This window comes from Zunongwangia atlantica 22II14-10F7 (assembly GCF_002094855.1).
GTDB classification, from domain to species: domain Bacteria; phylum Bacteroidota; class Bacteroidia; order Flavobacteriales; family Flavobacteriaceae; genus Zunongwangia; species Zunongwangia atlantica.
Map to the genome: position 1 here is coordinate 251,007 of NZ_ARYN01000003.1, position 17,401 is coordinate 268,407.

Annotated in this window: 7 protein-coding genes; 2 read left to right on the top strand and 5 right to left on the bottom strand. The window is 34.3% G+C overall.

Translation table 11 applies throughout. From position 1 onward, the window contains the following. Positions 1-7: 7 nt before the first annotated feature. On the bottom strand, positions 8-3,142 hold the full coding sequence (locus IIF7_RS04735) for a SusC/RagA family TonB-linked outer membrane protein (RefSeq protein ID WP_217806676.1): 3,135 nt from the start codon (positions 3,140-3,142) through the stop codon (positions 8-10). 316 nt (positions 3,143-3,458) lie between these two features. Here IIF7_RS04735 and IIF7_RS04740 point away from each other — a divergent pair, with 316 nt between their 5' ends. Next, positions 3,459-7,445 carry a hybrid sensor histidine kinase/response regulator transcription factor gene (locus tag IIF7_RS04740; protein WP_084840527.1) on the top strand — a complete coding sequence of 1,329 codons (3,987 nt, stop codon included), beginning with the start codon at positions 3,459-3,461 and terminating at the stop codon, positions 7,443-7,445. Positions 7,446-7,561: 116 nt separating this feature from the next. Here IIF7_RS04740 and IIF7_RS04745 read toward each other — a convergent pair whose 3' ends face one another. The 4 genes from IIF7_RS04745 to IIF7_RS04760 form a co-directional block, all read right to left on the bottom strand. Beyond that, entirely contained in the window at positions 7,562-9,109 is a 1,548-nt protein-coding gene (locus IIF7_RS04745; RefSeq protein WP_084840528.1) for a TolC family protein, read from the bottom strand. A 25-nt stretch (positions 9,110-9,134) separates the two neighbouring features. Further along, positions 9,135-12,302, bottom strand: coding sequence for an efflux RND transporter permease subunit (locus IIF7_RS04750; protein ID WP_084840529.1), 3,168 nt, complete (start codon positions 12,300-12,302; stop codon positions 9,135-9,137). Between the two features lie 36 nt (positions 12,303-12,338). Continuing rightward, on the bottom strand, positions 12,339-13,469 hold the full coding sequence (locus IIF7_RS04755) for an efflux RND transporter periplasmic adaptor subunit (protein WP_245801528.1): 1,131 nt from the start codon (positions 13,467-13,469) through the stop codon (positions 12,339-12,341). 212 nt (positions 13,470-13,681) lie between these two features. Beyond that, positions 13,682-16,375, bottom strand: coding sequence for a DEAD/DEAH box helicase (locus IIF7_RS04760; protein WP_084840531.1), 2,694 nt, complete (start codon positions 16,373-16,375; stop codon positions 13,682-13,684). A gap of 463 nt (positions 16,376-16,838) precedes the next feature. Between IIF7_RS04760 and IIF7_RS04765 the strand changes: the two genes are divergently transcribed. Then, positions 16,839-17,366, top strand: a complete 528-nt coding sequence (locus IIF7_RS04765) for an RNA polymerase sigma factor (RefSeq protein WP_084840563.1) — start codon at positions 16,839-16,841, stop codon at positions 17,364-17,366. The last annotated feature ends 35 nt before the right edge of the window (positions 17,367-17,401 follow it).

A 17,401-nucleotide genomic window follows, 5' to 3' on the forward strand; every position in this document is an offset into this window, starting at 1 on the left:
TTTGTTTTTAGATTGAAATGTTAACACCAACGTTCACGAACTTGTTTTGAGGATACTGCAATCCGTTATCGTCAGATATTTCAGGATCAATTCCGTATTCTTCAAGATTATCTATAGAGAACAGGTTGTAAGCATTCACATAAAATCTTGCTCTTTTTAAATTAATCTTATCCAAAATACTCTCTGGCAATGCATAACCAAGCTCTAAAGTACGGGCTCTTAGATAGGTTACATTATGCAACCAGAAGGTAGAATTTCTATTATTACTATGCCCACCATCATTAAATCTAATTGCCGGATATTTACCAGGAATCCATTCACTATTAATATCTAGTGGATCTGCGCGATGCCATCTATCAAGAAATATAGAGTTTAAAGCACCTTCGTTTTGATATGGCCATCTTTGCTCCCAGTTTTGATTCCAGGAATAGCCTGAAGCTCCAGAGAAATCTGCTGTAAAATCAAACCCCTTATAAGCCAGGTTTAAACTAAAACCAAAGTTTACCATAGGATTGTACCTAGTATATCCAATAGGCTTTTCATCGTACCAGCCAATTCTACCATCACCATTTATATCTTCGTAAATAATATCTCCAGGCAACAATGTACTATTCCCCTGCCCATCGATATCTACAGGATAATTATCTATTTCTTCCTGAGTTTGGAACTGCCCAATAGCTTCTAATCCCCAGAAAATATTATTGAATCTATGTTCTCCCGATGCTCTATATCTTTGGTAAGAATTGTCGAATCTTGGCTTATAGGACTCCAGGAATTTACTTCTGGATAAAGAAGCATTTCCGGAAACTGTAAAACTTAACTCCCCAAATTTCTTAGAGTAAGACAATGCACCTTCAATCCCATACTGTGCATCACTATTTACATTTTCATCTGGTAACCCATAACCAAGCTCGTTAGGAATAAGAATGTCATATTTTCTACCTCTTAAGCCGGTTCTTTTACGATAGAAATAGTCAAAAGATCCAGATAACTTATTATCGAAAAGATAAAAATCTGTTCCTACATCTGTAATTCTACTTTTAAACCAGGTTAAATTTGTAATTGGCTGCCCTTTGTCTCTACTGGCAATCACAGCTTCTCCATCTAAAATAGCTACTCCTTGATTATAATTATATCCGGTTAAATAATCGAAAGCACCAATATCAATATCATCATCTCCCAGCTCTCCATAAGAAGCTCTAAACTTCAGGTTATCCAAAATACTATTGCTTCCTAGTAAATTTTTGAAAAATTGTTCTTCTGTAATTCGCCATCCTCCGGAAACTGAAGGAAAATAACCTACACGTTTATTAGGTGCAAATTTCCATGAAGCATCACGACGTCCTGAAGCCTCTAAATAATATTTATCTTTATAGTTATAGCTTACTTTGGCGATATACCCAATTCTTGCTTCTTCATTTTCTGAATCATCATATTGATCCATATCAGAGAAATAAATTAACGGAAGCGTGTTAGTACTTGGTACTGAATGCACATACTGTCTTAAAAATCGGTTCTCTAAGCGCTCTGCTATAAACACAGCATCTACAGCATGATCACCAAAATCTTTTTTATACTGAAGTTGTCCCTGATAAGTTTTTCTAAAAACTTTCTCGGCCGTACGCTCTCTAAACGGATTAGTACTACCACCAGTAGGAGTATAAGAATCATCATCTGGATTATATGTAAAAGCTTCGTAAGTATATTCGTGACCATTTTGTATACGATCTGCTATATAATATGAATACATTCCTTTAAGCTTTAAACCGTCTATAAAAGGCATATCGTATTCACCTGTAAAATTGGTTTGTAAAACCCTCCAGGTATCACGATAGTATCCTCCAGTTTCGAAATTATGAAGCCCCCAGTTAGTTTCGTTATGGCCAATATCATTTAGATATTCAGGATTATCATTAGCATAAGGACGCTCAAAAGGACGGTTTCTTAAAATAGCAAATCTTGGCAACCAGTAATCATCATAACCTGGGATTCCCGGGTTTTCTCTCTTCTCTACCCTACCATTAATTTGTACTCCTATCTTTAGACGATCTGTAATATTTGCATCTACATTACTCTGTATATTATCACGCATAAATGTGAACTCTTCACCTAATACAGATTCCTGATCTAAGTGCGTTAAAGAAACATAGTAATTGATATTATCCGATCCTCCACTAGCGCTAACATTCATGTTTTGCATAGGAGCATTTTTCTTAATAATAAAGTCTTTCCAGTTAAAAGACTGGTAACCTCTTTCTTCACCAATTCTATAACGTTCTAACTCTTCAGTAGTAATTCCCGTAGATCCAAATTGGTTAATTTCAGCCGCAGCTCTTCCAAGCATCCACTGGTAAGAATCGTTTACACTTTCTGGAAAACGAGACCAGTTTTGCCAGCCTACATAAGCATTCACATTTACAGCGCTTCGCGTACCACGCTTCCCTTTTTTTGTAGTTACCACCACAACTCCATTTGCTGCTCTAACACCATAAATGGCAGCAGATGCATCCTTTAAAACAGTAATACTGGCGATATCGTTAGACGAAAGGTTATTAAATTGCCCTGCATCCTGTTGTACACCATCAATTACATATAATGGATCCCCCATATTACGAATTTGGATTGAAGCACTTGCGCCCGGGCGACCATCATTCATCCTAAAGCTTACTCCTGGAATTTTCCCAGCAAGACCGGCAGAAACCGTAGCCCCACCATGAACTTTCTCGATATCATCACTGGTAATACTTGAAATTGCACCGGTAATCGATTTCTTATCCTGTGACGTATATCCAGTAATAAGTACTTCATCTAAACCTGCAATATCTTCTTCTAATTCAATATTAATTTCTGTACGACCATCAACCTGAACGGTTTTGGTTTTATATCCCAGATAACTGAATAAAAGCGTAGCATCTGGAGCAACTTCTAAAGTATAGTTTCCATCAAAATCTGTAGTGGTTCCCTGGTTAGTTCCCTGAATCAATACATTTATAAAGGGTAATGGTTCCTGAACTTCTCCTGCTGATGTAATTTTTCCTGTAACCGTTATAGTTTCCTGAGCAAAACTTTGCTGAAACACTCCGAATAAAAACAGAAAAAATAGCAAAACAGGCTTTTTAAATGTTTGTAATAGTCTTTTCATCGAATTTTCATTTTAAAAATGATTAAGTAGTAGGTAAATTGATCTCTAAAAGAAGAAACCAAACGAAAACGATTTAGTTTTTTGTTTCAATAATAATTATGTATTCATATTTAATATTTGATAAATTATAGATGTGATTTTTGAGATATTCAAAGTAGATTATTTTCTCACAGATTTTATGTGATAAATTGTTTCATTCTTTCATCCAAATTGTTCAAATTTTAAGATTTCCTTAGAATTTCATCTAATTTGAGACGATATGTTAGTATTTGAGACAAATAGTTGAATGATAATTCTTAATTTTCTCTAAAATTGAATGAGTTTGTTTAGAAAGATTTTATTCGGAATAATTTGTAGCCTTTTTTTGACCAATTTGGCCACCGCCCAAGAGCTTTATTTTAAACACTACCAGGTAGAAAATGGATTAAGTCATAATTCTGTAATTACTATGCTACAGGATAAAAGAGGTTTTTTGTGGTTTGGGACTAAAGACGGACTTAATCGTTTTGATGGATATAACTTTAAACTGTTCCATCACAATACCAAAGAAGATAAAAGCATTGGTAGTAATTATATACGATGTCTCTACGAAGAGCGTAATTATTTATGGGTTGGGACAGATAACGGACTTTTTCGTTACAATAATCAAAAAGAAAGCTTTTGCTCTCTTTCGCCTGCTATTACAAAACCAATTTTAGATATTGAAGCTGATAGGGATAATAACTTATGGTTTATTGCTGGTGGCACTTTATATTTTAAAGAAAAGGACACTTTATCCAGTCTTAACCTTAAATCCTATGACGATTTTTACGCAATTCTTCTATCAAAAGATAGTAATCAGAACATTTGGGCAGCTTCAGGAGAACATGTTTATCATTATTCTGAAGAAAACAGGGCCTTTAAACCTATAACATTAGATATAAATAATACAAATGCTTTACCTGTAATTATAACGGCTCTAAAAGGAATAAGCAATTCACAAATGCTAATTGGCACCAGGCATCAGGGTGCTTTTGTTTATGATATTACAAAAGAAACTACTAAACCATTAATCGATAATTATAACGAACAGCTTTACGTAAGGGATATTGTAGAAAAAGAAAACGGAGATATCTGGCTGGCCACAGAAAGCGGACTCATAATCTACGATATTCAAACTAAAAAATACAACAATTTTAAAAAGAGCTATAACAATCCATATTCACTAACAGATAATGCGCTTTACACTTTAACCACAGATAAGGAAGGCGGCACATGGATTGGTAGTTATTTTGGTGGTGTAAATTATTTACCAAAAGAATTCACGCCATTTAAAAAATACTTCCCAAAAGAGGGCGAAAATAGTATTAGTGGCAATGCCGTTAGAGAAATTCATCAGGATAAAAACGGAGATTATTGGATAGGTACAGAAGATGCTGGTTTAAATAAGCTTGACCCAGAAACAGGAATATTTAAAAATTTCACTCCTAAAAACTCCAATATCGCCCATTATAATATCCACGGAATTTTACCATTAGACAACGAACTTTGGGTTGGTACTTTTGAACATGGCCTAGATGTTTTTGATATTCGAAGCAACAAAATAATTAGACATTACGAACAGGAAGATAACAACCCACATAGCCTTGGTAATAATTTTATACTGGATATCTACAAGGGCAAAAACGATAACATTTATGTAATGGCTTCACTAGGCATCTATATTTATAATCCAGAAAAGGATCACTTTAATGATCTAGAGGGCTTTCCTCAGGATTTTCATTATGCTGCATTTATGGAAGCTAATGACGGTACTTTATGGGCGGCGACGTATTGGGACGGTCTTTATTATTACAATCCCACTACCCATAAAAAAGGATATTTTAGATATGATGCACAAGATTCTACCAGTATTAGCAGCAATGTGATCAACGGAATTTTTCAGGATTCTAAGAAGAATATTTGGATCACTACAGAAAACGGACTCAACCTATACCAACCAAAATCTCAGGATTTTAAAAATTACAATACCCAGGATGGCCTTCCCAGCAATGTTAGTTACTCCATTTTAGAAGACGACGACGCTAGTTTATGGATTAGTACTTCAAACGGACTGGTACATTTTGATCCTGCAAAAGAAAGCTTTAAAACCTACACAAAAGCCAACGGATTATTAAGCGATCAATTTAATTATAGCTCGGCTTTTAAAAATGATGAAGGCCGAATGTTCTTTGGAAGCGTAAAAGGTTTGGTGAGTTTTAATCCTGAAGAGTTTATAAAAAACACCTATGATCCGCCGGTTTATATCACCAATCTTAGCATCAACAATGAAGCTATTAAAGTTGGTGCTGAAGATTCTCCGCTTGAAAAATCTATAACAGAAACCTCCAAAATCACCTTAACTTCAGATCAATCTACCTTTAGTCTGGATTTTGCATCGCTAAGTTTTACCGCTCCAGAAATGACCGAATATTCTTATCGACTTCTTGGTCTTAACGAAAAATGGATACCACTTAAAACAAAGCATAGCGTTAATTTTACCGAACTTCCATCTGGCAATTATACTTTTCAAGTAAAAAGCACAAATAGCACGGGTGTAGAAAATAAGGAGATCGCTTCATTAAAAATCGAAGTTTTACCACCATTTTATTTCAGCAATCTGGCTATTTTCTTATACATCTTGGTGTTTATTATTTTATTTGTTCTTTCGTTAAGATACTATCACTACCGGGTTCAACGGAAAAACAACAGGAAAATCAAAGCATTTCAGGATGAGAAAGAAAAAGAAATCTATCAGTCCAAAATCGAGTTTTTTACCAATGTAGCGCATGAAATTCGTACACCACTCACGCTTATAAAAACACCTTTAGAAAAATTAATTGGACAGACAAAAGACCAGCCATTAATGCAAAAAAGCCTTTGTATCATGGAAAAAAATACTGAAAGGCTTATCAACCTGGTTAATGAATTACTCGACTTCAGGAAGACTGAAATTGAAAATATTAAGCTCACTTTTGTTGAAATTAATATCTCTGAAACCCTTAGAAATACCTACACCAGATTTAGCGAACTAATCCAGGAGAAAGCGGTAGATTTTAGAATGAAACTTCCGCAGGAAGATGTTATGGCGTATGTAGATGAGGAAGCGATTAAGAAAATTATGAGTAACCTCTTCAACAATGCTATCAAATATGCTAAAAATGAAGTTATTCTGAAATTAGAAGTAAATGACACCGAATTTATTCTGAAAATTCAAAACGATGGAAGTTTGATTCCGCAACACCTAAAAAAGCGCATTTTCGAACCCTTTTTTAGAACCAATGAAGTTTCTAACCAAACCGGAACCGGTATTGGATTAAGTTTGGCCTATAGTTTAACCGAATTGCATAGCGGAAAGCTTATTTTAGCTAATGAAGACACTCATTTAAACACTTTTATTCTTAGTCTTCCGCTTCGGCAGGAGCAGGAATTTAGCTCATATAAAAAGAAGCCTAAAATTATCGAATCTCAGCAGGAAGAGATTCCGCAGGAAGAAATTGTGAATGATCCGGCTGATAATTCAGGAATTTTAATCGTAGAAGACAACCGAGAATTATTAAAATTTATTGCTGAAGATTTTAAAGAAGAATATACCGTTTTTAAATCTACAAATGCTGAAACCGCAATCGAAATTCTTAAAAAAGAGAATATTTATTTAATTATCAGCGATGTAATGATGAATGGAATGAATGGATTTGAATTTTGCGAACACGTAAAAACAAATCTGGAGACCAGCCATATTCCAGTAATCCTGCTTACCGCTAAAAATGCGATGCAATCGAAGATTCAGGGATTAGAAGCCGGTGCCGATGCTTATATCGAAAAGCCTTTTTCATTGGAATATTTAAAAGTTCAGGTGAGTAATCTTATTGAAAATAGAAGGCATATTATGGAATTTTATTCCAGCTCCCCACTTTCACATATTAAAAGTATTGCACACACTAAAACCGATGAAAAGTTTATTAATAAACTGGAAAAATTGATCTACGATAATCTTTCAGACCAAAATCTGAGTGTAGACAGTCTTGCAGATATAATGAATATGAGCCGTTCTACTTTATACCGAAAGATTAAAGACCTATCGAATTTGAGTCCCAATGAACTTATAAATATCGCTCGTTTAAAAAAAGCAGCCGAATTACTACAATCTGGGGAATATAAGATCTATGAAATTTCTGAAATAGTAGGTTACAAATCACAAACCAGTTTTGGCCGTAATTTCCATAAGCAATTTAAAATGACACCTAGTGAATATATGAATGGAAAACAGCCTATTGAAGAATAGGCTGTTCCCTGCTTTAGTATTTGGATAGTAAGTTTTGGGCAAGCCCATGAGCATTTGTTCGAGAATTGCCTTCAATTCGATGCAAAGCTCAGAGTTAAAAATTATCGAGTAAAATTTTACTGCCAGCCACCGCCAAGACTACGATATAACTCAACATTGGCGATGAGTAACTGGTTTTTGATATTTATTAAATTTAGCTCACTTTCTAATGCGTCGCTTTGAGCGGTAATAACTTCCAGGTAGTTCGCGTAACCACCCCTAAAAAGCATCCCGGCATCTTTTAATCCTTTTTGGGTAACCTCGATACGCTCTTGTGCGATTGCATATTCTTCTTTTAATTTCTCCATTTTAGCCAGAGAATTAGAAACATCTGCAATAGCCGTAATTAAATCGTCTTTAAAATCTAACTGAGCGATTTCCTTTTGTGATAAAGCGATATTATAATTGGTTTTTAGTTTTCTATTATTAAATATTGGCTGAAAAATAGCTCCGTTTAACAAAGCAAAACCTGAACTTACCGGATCTAAAAACTCTTCTAACTGAAACGAATTTAAACCTGCTGAAGCCCCTATACTTAAGGATGGATATCGCAGCGCATTTGCAACACCAGCATCTGCATTAGCTGTGATAAGTTCATATTCAGACATAGCGACATCTGGGCGGTTTTTTATCAATTCTAAAGGCACACCAGAAGTGTATCTTTTTTGAAACTCAATTTGTTCAAAATCGGTATCAATTTCTATTGGTCTTGGTGACCTTCCCAATAAACGATTAAGTTTATTTTCCATGATCACATATTGGCGCTCTAACTGCGGAATTAAAGTTTTCGCCTTTAATTTCTGAGATTTTGTTTGCTGAATCGCCAAAGATGTAGATTCTCCTGCATCATATTGTAACTGTACAATATTTAAAGTACTATCGCTTAAAGCATAGTTTTTCTCAGCAACTTCTATCTGTGATTTTAGCATAACCAGATTGAAATACGTTGCTGCCACTTCTGAAATTAGTGAAGTTTGCACCGCTTTTTTAAACTCTTTACTTTTCATAAATTGAGCTCTGGCGGCTTCCTTTTGCCAACGTAACTTTCCCCAAACATCCAGTTCCCAGTTAGCCTGTAAAGCAGCAGAATACTCTAGACGCTCTGTATAAAAACTTGTTGGCGGATTTTCACCATGATTTCTTCTTGCCCTGTTAGAACCGTAATTATTATAATTTTCAGAATAATATTCTCTACGATAATCGGCCGGCCTTGCATTTATAGAAGGAAGAAAATTAGCTTTAGATTGTGCAAGTTCTTCCATCCCAATTTCCATGTTTTTCATGGCTTTTTGCAAATCGATATTATTTACTAATGCCGTATCGATTAAGGTCTGTAAGGTCTCATCTGTAATATAATCTTTCCACGGAATTTCAGACATTGGGATGGTATCGTTATTTACATCATTAGTGTTTAATGAATCTACAGATAAGGTTTCATCCTCTTCTTCACCTGTATAAAATTCAGAAGAAACATCGTCACCAAAATCTGGTCGCGTATACTCCTCTCCTACTTTACAACTTACCACGCAGATCATTGCAAAAATCCCTAAAGCAGATTTTACCAATCCGGCTGAACGTTTCGATTTATTGTTTGGTTTTATTGTTGAAAGAAAACTCGTTTTCATCTTCAATTTTTTAGTTGATTTTGGTTTACTCGGCATAACGTTCCAGATTCATTTTATCATGAAGCACCTGGAAAACATAAGCAAGAACAGGAATTACAAAAATACCCAAAACAATTCCGCTTATCATTCCACCTGCAGTACCAATACTAACTGAATGATTTCCCTGTGCCGATGATCCTTCAGCAAACATTAATGGCACTAATCCCACTGTAAATGCTAAAGAGGTCATTATAATTGGTCTAATTCTTAAGGCGCTGGCCTCGATAACCGCATCAAAAGCAGTGAATCCTGCACGACGTTTTTGCGCCACAAATTCTACAATTAAAATAGAGTTTTTAGCCAGTAAACCAATAAGCATAATAATACCAATTTGCACATAAATATTATTATCGATTCCTGCTATGTTAATTGCAGTAAATACACCAAATATACCTACTGGTAAAGAAAGCATAACTGCCAATGGCAATAGGAAACTTTCGTACTGTGAAGCCAAAATAAAATACACTAGTAAAATGATAATGATAAACACGACAATGGTATCTCCACCAGAATTTTTCTCCTCTAAACTCATACTGGTCCACTCGTAACTTAAAGTTCCAGGAAGTTTTTCAGCAGTAAGTTCTTCGATCATATTCATTACATCTCCTGTACTATAACCTTGCGCCGGAGTAACATTTATTTTTGCGGCATTATAAAGATTGTAACGGTTTACTACTTCTGGACCGTAAGTTTGCCTAAGTTTAACTATTGTATTTACAGGCACCATCTCTCCTTTATCGTTCTTCACAAAAATACTGTTGAAGGATTCTGGCGATTCTCTAAACTGAATATCAGATTGCATATAAACACCATACTGCCTACTAAACCTGTTAAAATCACCAGGCTGAACCCTACCAAAGTAAGACTGAATAGTAAACATCATTTCTTTTACACTTACTCCTAAATTCTTTGCCTTTTCATAATCGATATCTAATCGATATTGAGGGAAATTAGGATTGAAGGATGTAAATGCATTTTCTACCTGCTTTTGATTATTTAATGTATTTATAAATTCGTTTACAATCTGACCAAACTCACCTAAATCACCATCAGCTCTATCCTGAAGCATAAACTGAACCCCATCAAAGTTACCAAATCCTTGAATAGTTGGTCTTGGATACATATTAAAATCGGTTTCAGGAATATCATCTAATTTTGATAAAAGGTCTTTAATTACCGCTTGTATATCCTGAATTTCACCACGATCTTCACCTGCATTTAACTGCACATAGGCCAAACCAGACGATGGACTATTGGCGTTATCTACCACATTAAAACCAGATACCGTATTTACTCCTTTTACCGCAGGTTGCATTTGCAAGATAGAATCTGCTTTTCTTAATGCCACGTTTGTACGGTGAAGAGAAGAACCTTCAGGCATTTTCATTGATAGAATCAAGAAGTTATCATCTTCAGTAGGAATAAAACCACTAGGTGTTATTTTGGACAAAAAGATTGTTAACCCAATAATTACTGCCAGTGCACCTAAACCAACCCATTTTCTATTTAAAATCCAACGAACCGCATTTAGGTATTTTTGTGTAAAGCGATCGAAGAAATTATCGAATTTCCTAAATCCTTTTCTACGTAAAACCTTAGCTTTTCTAAATTGTCTATAATTAGAAATTGCTTTTGCAATACCACGTTTATCTTTTTTTCTATCTTTTTTTCCGAAGAAAATTTTACTAAGTACCGGTGTTAAGGTAAGCGCATTAATTGCAGAGATTAATACCGCAAAAATAATGGTATAAGCAAATTCCTGATAAAACACTCCCACAGGACCACTTAAAAAACCTACCGGGACAAATACTGCTGCAATTACTACGGTAATCGAAATAATCGCACCTGTAATTTCGTCCATCGCAGAACTTACGGCTTCTTTAACCGGCATTTTATGATGCGTCATCTTTTCGTGAATGGCTTCCATAACCACAATAGCATCATCTACCACAATACCAATTGCCAATACTAAAGAGAACATACTTAATACATTCATGGAAGCACCAATAATGTTTAGGAAGAAAAAAGTACCTAATAATGATGCCGGGATAGATATCGCAGTAATAAGCGTTGCTCTAAAATCCTGAAGGAAAATAAATACAACAAGGAAAACCAGAATAAATGCTTCAACAAGCGTATGTTCTACCTGACTCATCGATTCATCGATCTGATTTCTTACACTATAAGTAATTTCATAATGTACATCGTCTGGAAATAATCGTGACTGCTCTTCTAAGATTTCACGAATCCTTCCATCAATTTCCATAGCATTAGCACCATTTTGCTGAACAATATCTATGGTTACAGATGGTTTTCCGTTTAACCTGTTTTCACTGGTATAGTTAGAAGCACCAAATTCTACCCTCGCTATATCTCTTAGATGAAGCGCTGTTTCATCTTTGGTCTTGATAACAAGGTTCTCATAATCTTCGGGCTGACTAAATCGCCCGTCGTGCTTCATGATTATTTCAAAAAGTTCTTCTGAATTTTCTCCAAATTTACCTGGAGCAGCCTCGAAGTTCTGATCTTTAATTTGATTATAAACATCACGCGGAGTAAGCTGATAAGAAGCCATTTTCTGCGGATTAAGCCAGATTCTCATGGCATAATCACGCTGTCTTAAAATTGAAGCTTCAGCAAGACCATCTACACGCTTTAACTCCCTACGGATATTAATTCTTGTAAATGCATTTAAGAAAGTTTCGTCGTAAGTAGGATCATCACTATAAATATTAATCGTCATGATACTACCTTTCATCCTTTTGGTAACCGAAATCCCTGCTTCAGAAACTTCAGGCGGAATCATAGAGGTAATAGTAGAAATTCGGTTCTGAATATCTACCGCAGCCAAATCTGGATCTGTACCTGGTTTAAAATAAACAGTAACACGACCTCTACCAGAGTTTGTTGCGGTAGAGTTTGCATAAGACATATTTTCTGTTCCGTTAATCGCCTCTTCTATAGGCAATAGAACAGATTTTGCAACAGTTTCAGCATTACCACCGGGGTAATAAACCTCTACACTAACACTGGGAGGGGCAATTTCTGGAAAACGCTCTACCGGTAAAGATGTAATACTTGCGGCCCCGGCTAAAACCAATATGATTGTAATGACCAGTGTAAGGACTGGCCTTTTTATTATTTTCTTAAACATGCAATTTTTTTTGGTTTTGAGTTTTTGAAAGTTGGTCTATTCCTGAACCTGGGATAATAACCGGCCTCTTTCAATAGGCTTTACTTTTATACCATTCGCCAATTTATCCAGTCCAGAAAGTACGATACGATCGTCTGGAGATAAGCTTTTAGAACTCACAATATAATTATCGCCAGATCTACCTTCTGTAATAATCTCTTTTCGTTGCGCAACATTATTTTCATCTAAAACAAAAACGAATTTTTTATCCTGAATAAATGTGGTTGCGCTTTGAGGTACTAAAATGGCTTTTGGATAAATTTCTTCCATTAAGATTTTACCCGTATTTCCTGATCTTAAAAGGGTATCTGGGTTTTGAAATCTTGCTCTTAAAGTAATAGATCCCGTTGTACGGTCAATTTGCCCTGAATTTGCATCAATTCTACCAGAATGATCGTAAACTGAACCATCTGCCAACACCAGTTTCACCTGGCTATTCATCTTGTTAGAGAGTGTATCGTTTTTTGCTCTTTCGTAGTATAGATAATCTGACTCGCTCATAGAAAAATACACGTAAATATCATCTACTTTCGATAAAACAGTAAGAGGTTTTTCGTCTGTTTGTTTCACAACGTTACCCGGAGACTTTGGGATTCTCCCCATAAAACCACTTACAGGAGCTTTTATCGTTGTAAAACTAAGATTGATTCTCATATTCGCAGCTTGGGCCTGCGCTCTTTCTAAAGAAGACAAAGCCACCTGATAATCGGCTTCGACAGATTTCTTTCTAACTTCAGAAATTACTTCGTTATCAATTAGAGGTTGTAAGCGATCTAAATCACTTTTCGCCTTTTCTACTTTAGCCCTTTCCAGAGCTACATTGGCCATTGCATTTTTATAGTCCTCCATATACGGCTGACTATTTACTTTAAATAATGGCTGCCCTTTTTCAACAAAATCACCTTCATCTACATAAATCTCTTCTAGAATTCCATCTACCTGAGGGCGAATTTCGACAGTTTCTACTCCTTCTATAGAACCTATATATTCAAAACCTTTAGAAGCGTTTTGTTCTTGTAGCGAAACTACAGGTAATGGTAAGCCCTCGTCTACTTTTTCTTCCTCTTTACAAGAAGACAGGCTTAATAGAGCGCATGAAATGAACAGTATTGCAAATTTGTTCAACATTGAAAATTTATATTTCTTATCCATATGTACAGAATATTTCTGCTAAGGAATAAGCAATTTACATACCTTTCGATTTCAAACGTTCTCGAATAGCGTTTTTAATACTTTTTTGTGATAATTTGGGGTATTCTACACTTTTGCTCACCACACAAGTTGTTGATTAATGCCACACATTTTTTAATTAGGCTGATACTAGTAAGCATTTGGTAAAATCACTTATGCATAAAGCTCAGCAGGCTATTTTGAGCTATACTTGGCTTACGTTTCCAAAAGCTATAATGAAGAGGAAAACATCTAATACCGGTCCTGGCTAAAGTTTTATATCTCTCTAGGCTAAAAGCTCCTTCAAAGTTCCCAGGATAACCAATTAAGTCTATAAAATAATTGTCATTTCCAATAGTAACTAGTACATCCAAAATACAACCAGCTACAGGGTATCCACATTCGATGTTTTTGAAGCCTTTTTTAATTAAAAAGTTTACAACTTCTTTCTGAAAGCTATCATGCTCTTCGATTTTAAAAGCCTCATGATTAAAACTTTTCACAAAACTTAAATATTCAAATAACAACGAATTATGATTAAGTTTTGAGACCTCAACCGAGGTTACAATAGCCTGATAAGATTTAGCCCTGGTTATGGCTACATTAAATACTTCAGATTTATTTAGATGGATATAGGCAGAATGATGAGTTTTATCACAAACACAAAATGAAAGAAAAACTATCTCTCTTTCAGAACCCTGAAAATTATAAGGAGTGCCGCAAAGAAGTTTATATTTTTTAAGCTCATTTATATCAAAATTATCTCTAATTAAATTCTTTATGTAAATAACCTGAGCATTAAATGGGGATATGATTCCAAGCGTTGGCTTTTTGCGAGCATCTTTATATTTGGATAAAATACCATGTAATTTTTCTATAATGAAGTCTGCTTCAAGCTTATTAACTCCCTTCTCATTACGCATCCCATCTACCTTAAAACAATCTAAATGATGATCATTAATATGATCTGGGGTAGATTTTAAAACCTCTAACTGGCCACTATAAAATTTCTGGTTACTAAACTCTACCAAAGAGGGTGTAGACCTAAAATGTTCCCTTAAAAAAGTAATTTGAGCCTGATCCTGTGTCTTAGAAAGATATAAGTCTAAAATACTTCTATTTCGATAATCCAATGAAGCATCTTCTGGAAGACTATATTTTTGCTGAAGTTCTATTTGTTTAGTTCTTGAAACAAAAGAGTAATGCCTTAACTGGTTAGGATCTCCAATAATCACAGTTTGCTTTGCTCTAAAGATCGCTGGTAATACAGAGGCTATATCGCATTGTGTAGCTTCATCGATTAATACTAAATCAAATAAATTTTCTTCTAATGGCAAGATAGAATTAAGATCTGATAGATTGGCTAGCCACACAGGAAATACTTTTAAAACACTACGATGATCTACATCCTCTAAAATCTTTTTATAGACAGAAAAACTTGAAGAATCCAAGGCGTCATAAAATTTAGCAATGTCTTTTCTATAATGTAATGAATTCTTAGTGATATTGCAAGCTATCTTATGTTTAGAGAAAACACTTATCTCTTTTTCTAATTCTTTAAAAACAGCATTCATTTTATCGAATGTGGGAAGAAGTTTTTCTCCCTTATAAGAAATCTTACTAAAATAAAATTTCTCCCATTTCTCCCATAAATTAAGATTATCATTAAACTCAAGATTCGATAATCTAAGCTCCTGCTCTATTGATTTTTCAAATTCAGATTCTAATCTTTCAAGTTCATCGATTAACATTTCTAATTTCTGAAGATTAACTCCTCTTTTCCTTCCGGCTATACCACTTAAATACTTTTTGATTTTTGATTTTAAGCTGACTTTGTAGTTAAAGCCTGAGGTGTGTATAAGATAATCCTTAAGTCCAAAATCATCTTCTAACATCTCTCTAATTACCTCTACTGCCTGTTTAGTTTTAGATACAACTAAAACAGATTTGTTATTCATTACAGCATCGACAACTATAGAATTTATGGTATAACTCTTTCCTGTACCAGGAGGTCCTACAATTACAGAATTTAAAAATTTATTTGCATTTTTTAGTGCATTATATTGTTCTGTATTTAACCTATTTTTGTAAAGACTTTGATAGCTTCCTGGAGCAGTTAATTTCCCGTTAAGCAATTCTTCCAAATTTCTGCTAAACTTTTCGCCCTCTGCCATCTTTTCCAAATCGGTTAAGATCCTTAAAGAGGTTTCAGATTTTTCAACTAAGATCGTTCCTGCAGCCGGTACAATTTTATAACTACAACCGTCAAAATCCTCTTCTGCCAAGTATTTTCTAATCTTAGATGCATTCCAAACAGTGGGAAATAATAAAAGATCTTCTGTATCCAGATCAAGTACATAACGATCTAAAAAACTTTTTATTCCAATTAGATTACCCGTCTCTAATCTACGCGAAAGCTCTGTTAAAAAGTCATCCTTATTAACCACGTTATCCTGCAATTCTAATAATTGCAACGCATATCTATTTATCTCGAAATTGCTTCGGTCTATTCGCAAAAAACCAAGCTCATCTTTAATCTCTAATTGAGCAGGGAATAAAAAAAGTGGTGCACAAATACGATTATCTTTTGCTATAGGGTTATTTGCTTTTCCAAGAATAAAAAAGCATCCATAAAAAAGCTGTTTTTCCAGGTCGTAAAGTTCCAGCTCCTTATTTACTTCATTAATTTTTTTATTGGAATAGGGAATTAAAGGTAATTCTTTATAAAGTAATTCTTCAGTATTACTTACAAACCATTTATATGAATATTTACTGGATAAAATATTTTGAAGAATAAATTCTTTATTATCCAGCTTAAAGCATTCTTTAAAATAGGAATAAAAATCCTTTGGTATATACTTCACCCTTATATTGCTATTGAACTCTCAAATTTACAAATCTTTATGCGAGTTTTGGTATCGCAATTTTCTAATATCCCCAAAACAAAAAAGCCTCTTCCCGAATAAACGGAAAAAAGCTTCTCATTGGTAACCTTAAGATCATAAAATCTAAAAAGGTTTACCTACAAGTTCCAATTTCTTGGAACAAACAACACAACTAAATCTTAAGATTCGAAGAAATTCTATTTAATTTTTCTGAATCTCTAATGGCAAAAACCACTTATATTTTTGGTTTCCCAGTATTTTCTGGAAAAAATTTTCAACTTTAAAATCCCTTTAAATGAACATTACAACGATAACAATTGAAAAAAGGGCTGGCAAACTTACAATCTAATTTTAAATTATACAAATTAACGATTATTATGGCTTTAATTATAAATAATTTCTAGCTATTAACGTTTTATCACTTAGTATGTCTAATCCAGCGATGAAAAGTAATAAAAAGATTATCCAGGAATTAAAAAAAGGAAAAAAATCTACCTTTAAGGATATTTATTTTCTTTACTATGATAAACTTTTTCACGTCTGTAAAAAATTCGATTTTAAAGTATTATCCCCGCAGGACTTTGTTCAGGAAGCTTTTTTAAAAATCTATAACAACAGGCATCAGTTAAACGAAGAAGCACCCTTAGAAGCACAAATTATCGTGATTTGCAAAAATCTCATATTTAATCATCTTAATAGGGAGAAAAAAATAATTCCGCTGCATCCAGATTTTCTTAAAAACGAACAAGATTTGGAAGAAGCAGAACATCATTTAGAGTTCAAAAAAGAACATCTTTTCAAGCTCATAGAAGAACTTCCGCTTCAGCAAAAAAAGATCTTCAAATTACACAAAATCGACAATTACTCTTATAAGGAAATTGCCAGTCTTACCCAGCTCTCTCCAAAAACCATCGCCAATCATATTTATCTGGCAAATAATTTTATCAGAAAAAATATAAAAAAGGCTTAGGAACTTTAATGATCTCGATTGTATTATAAAAAATA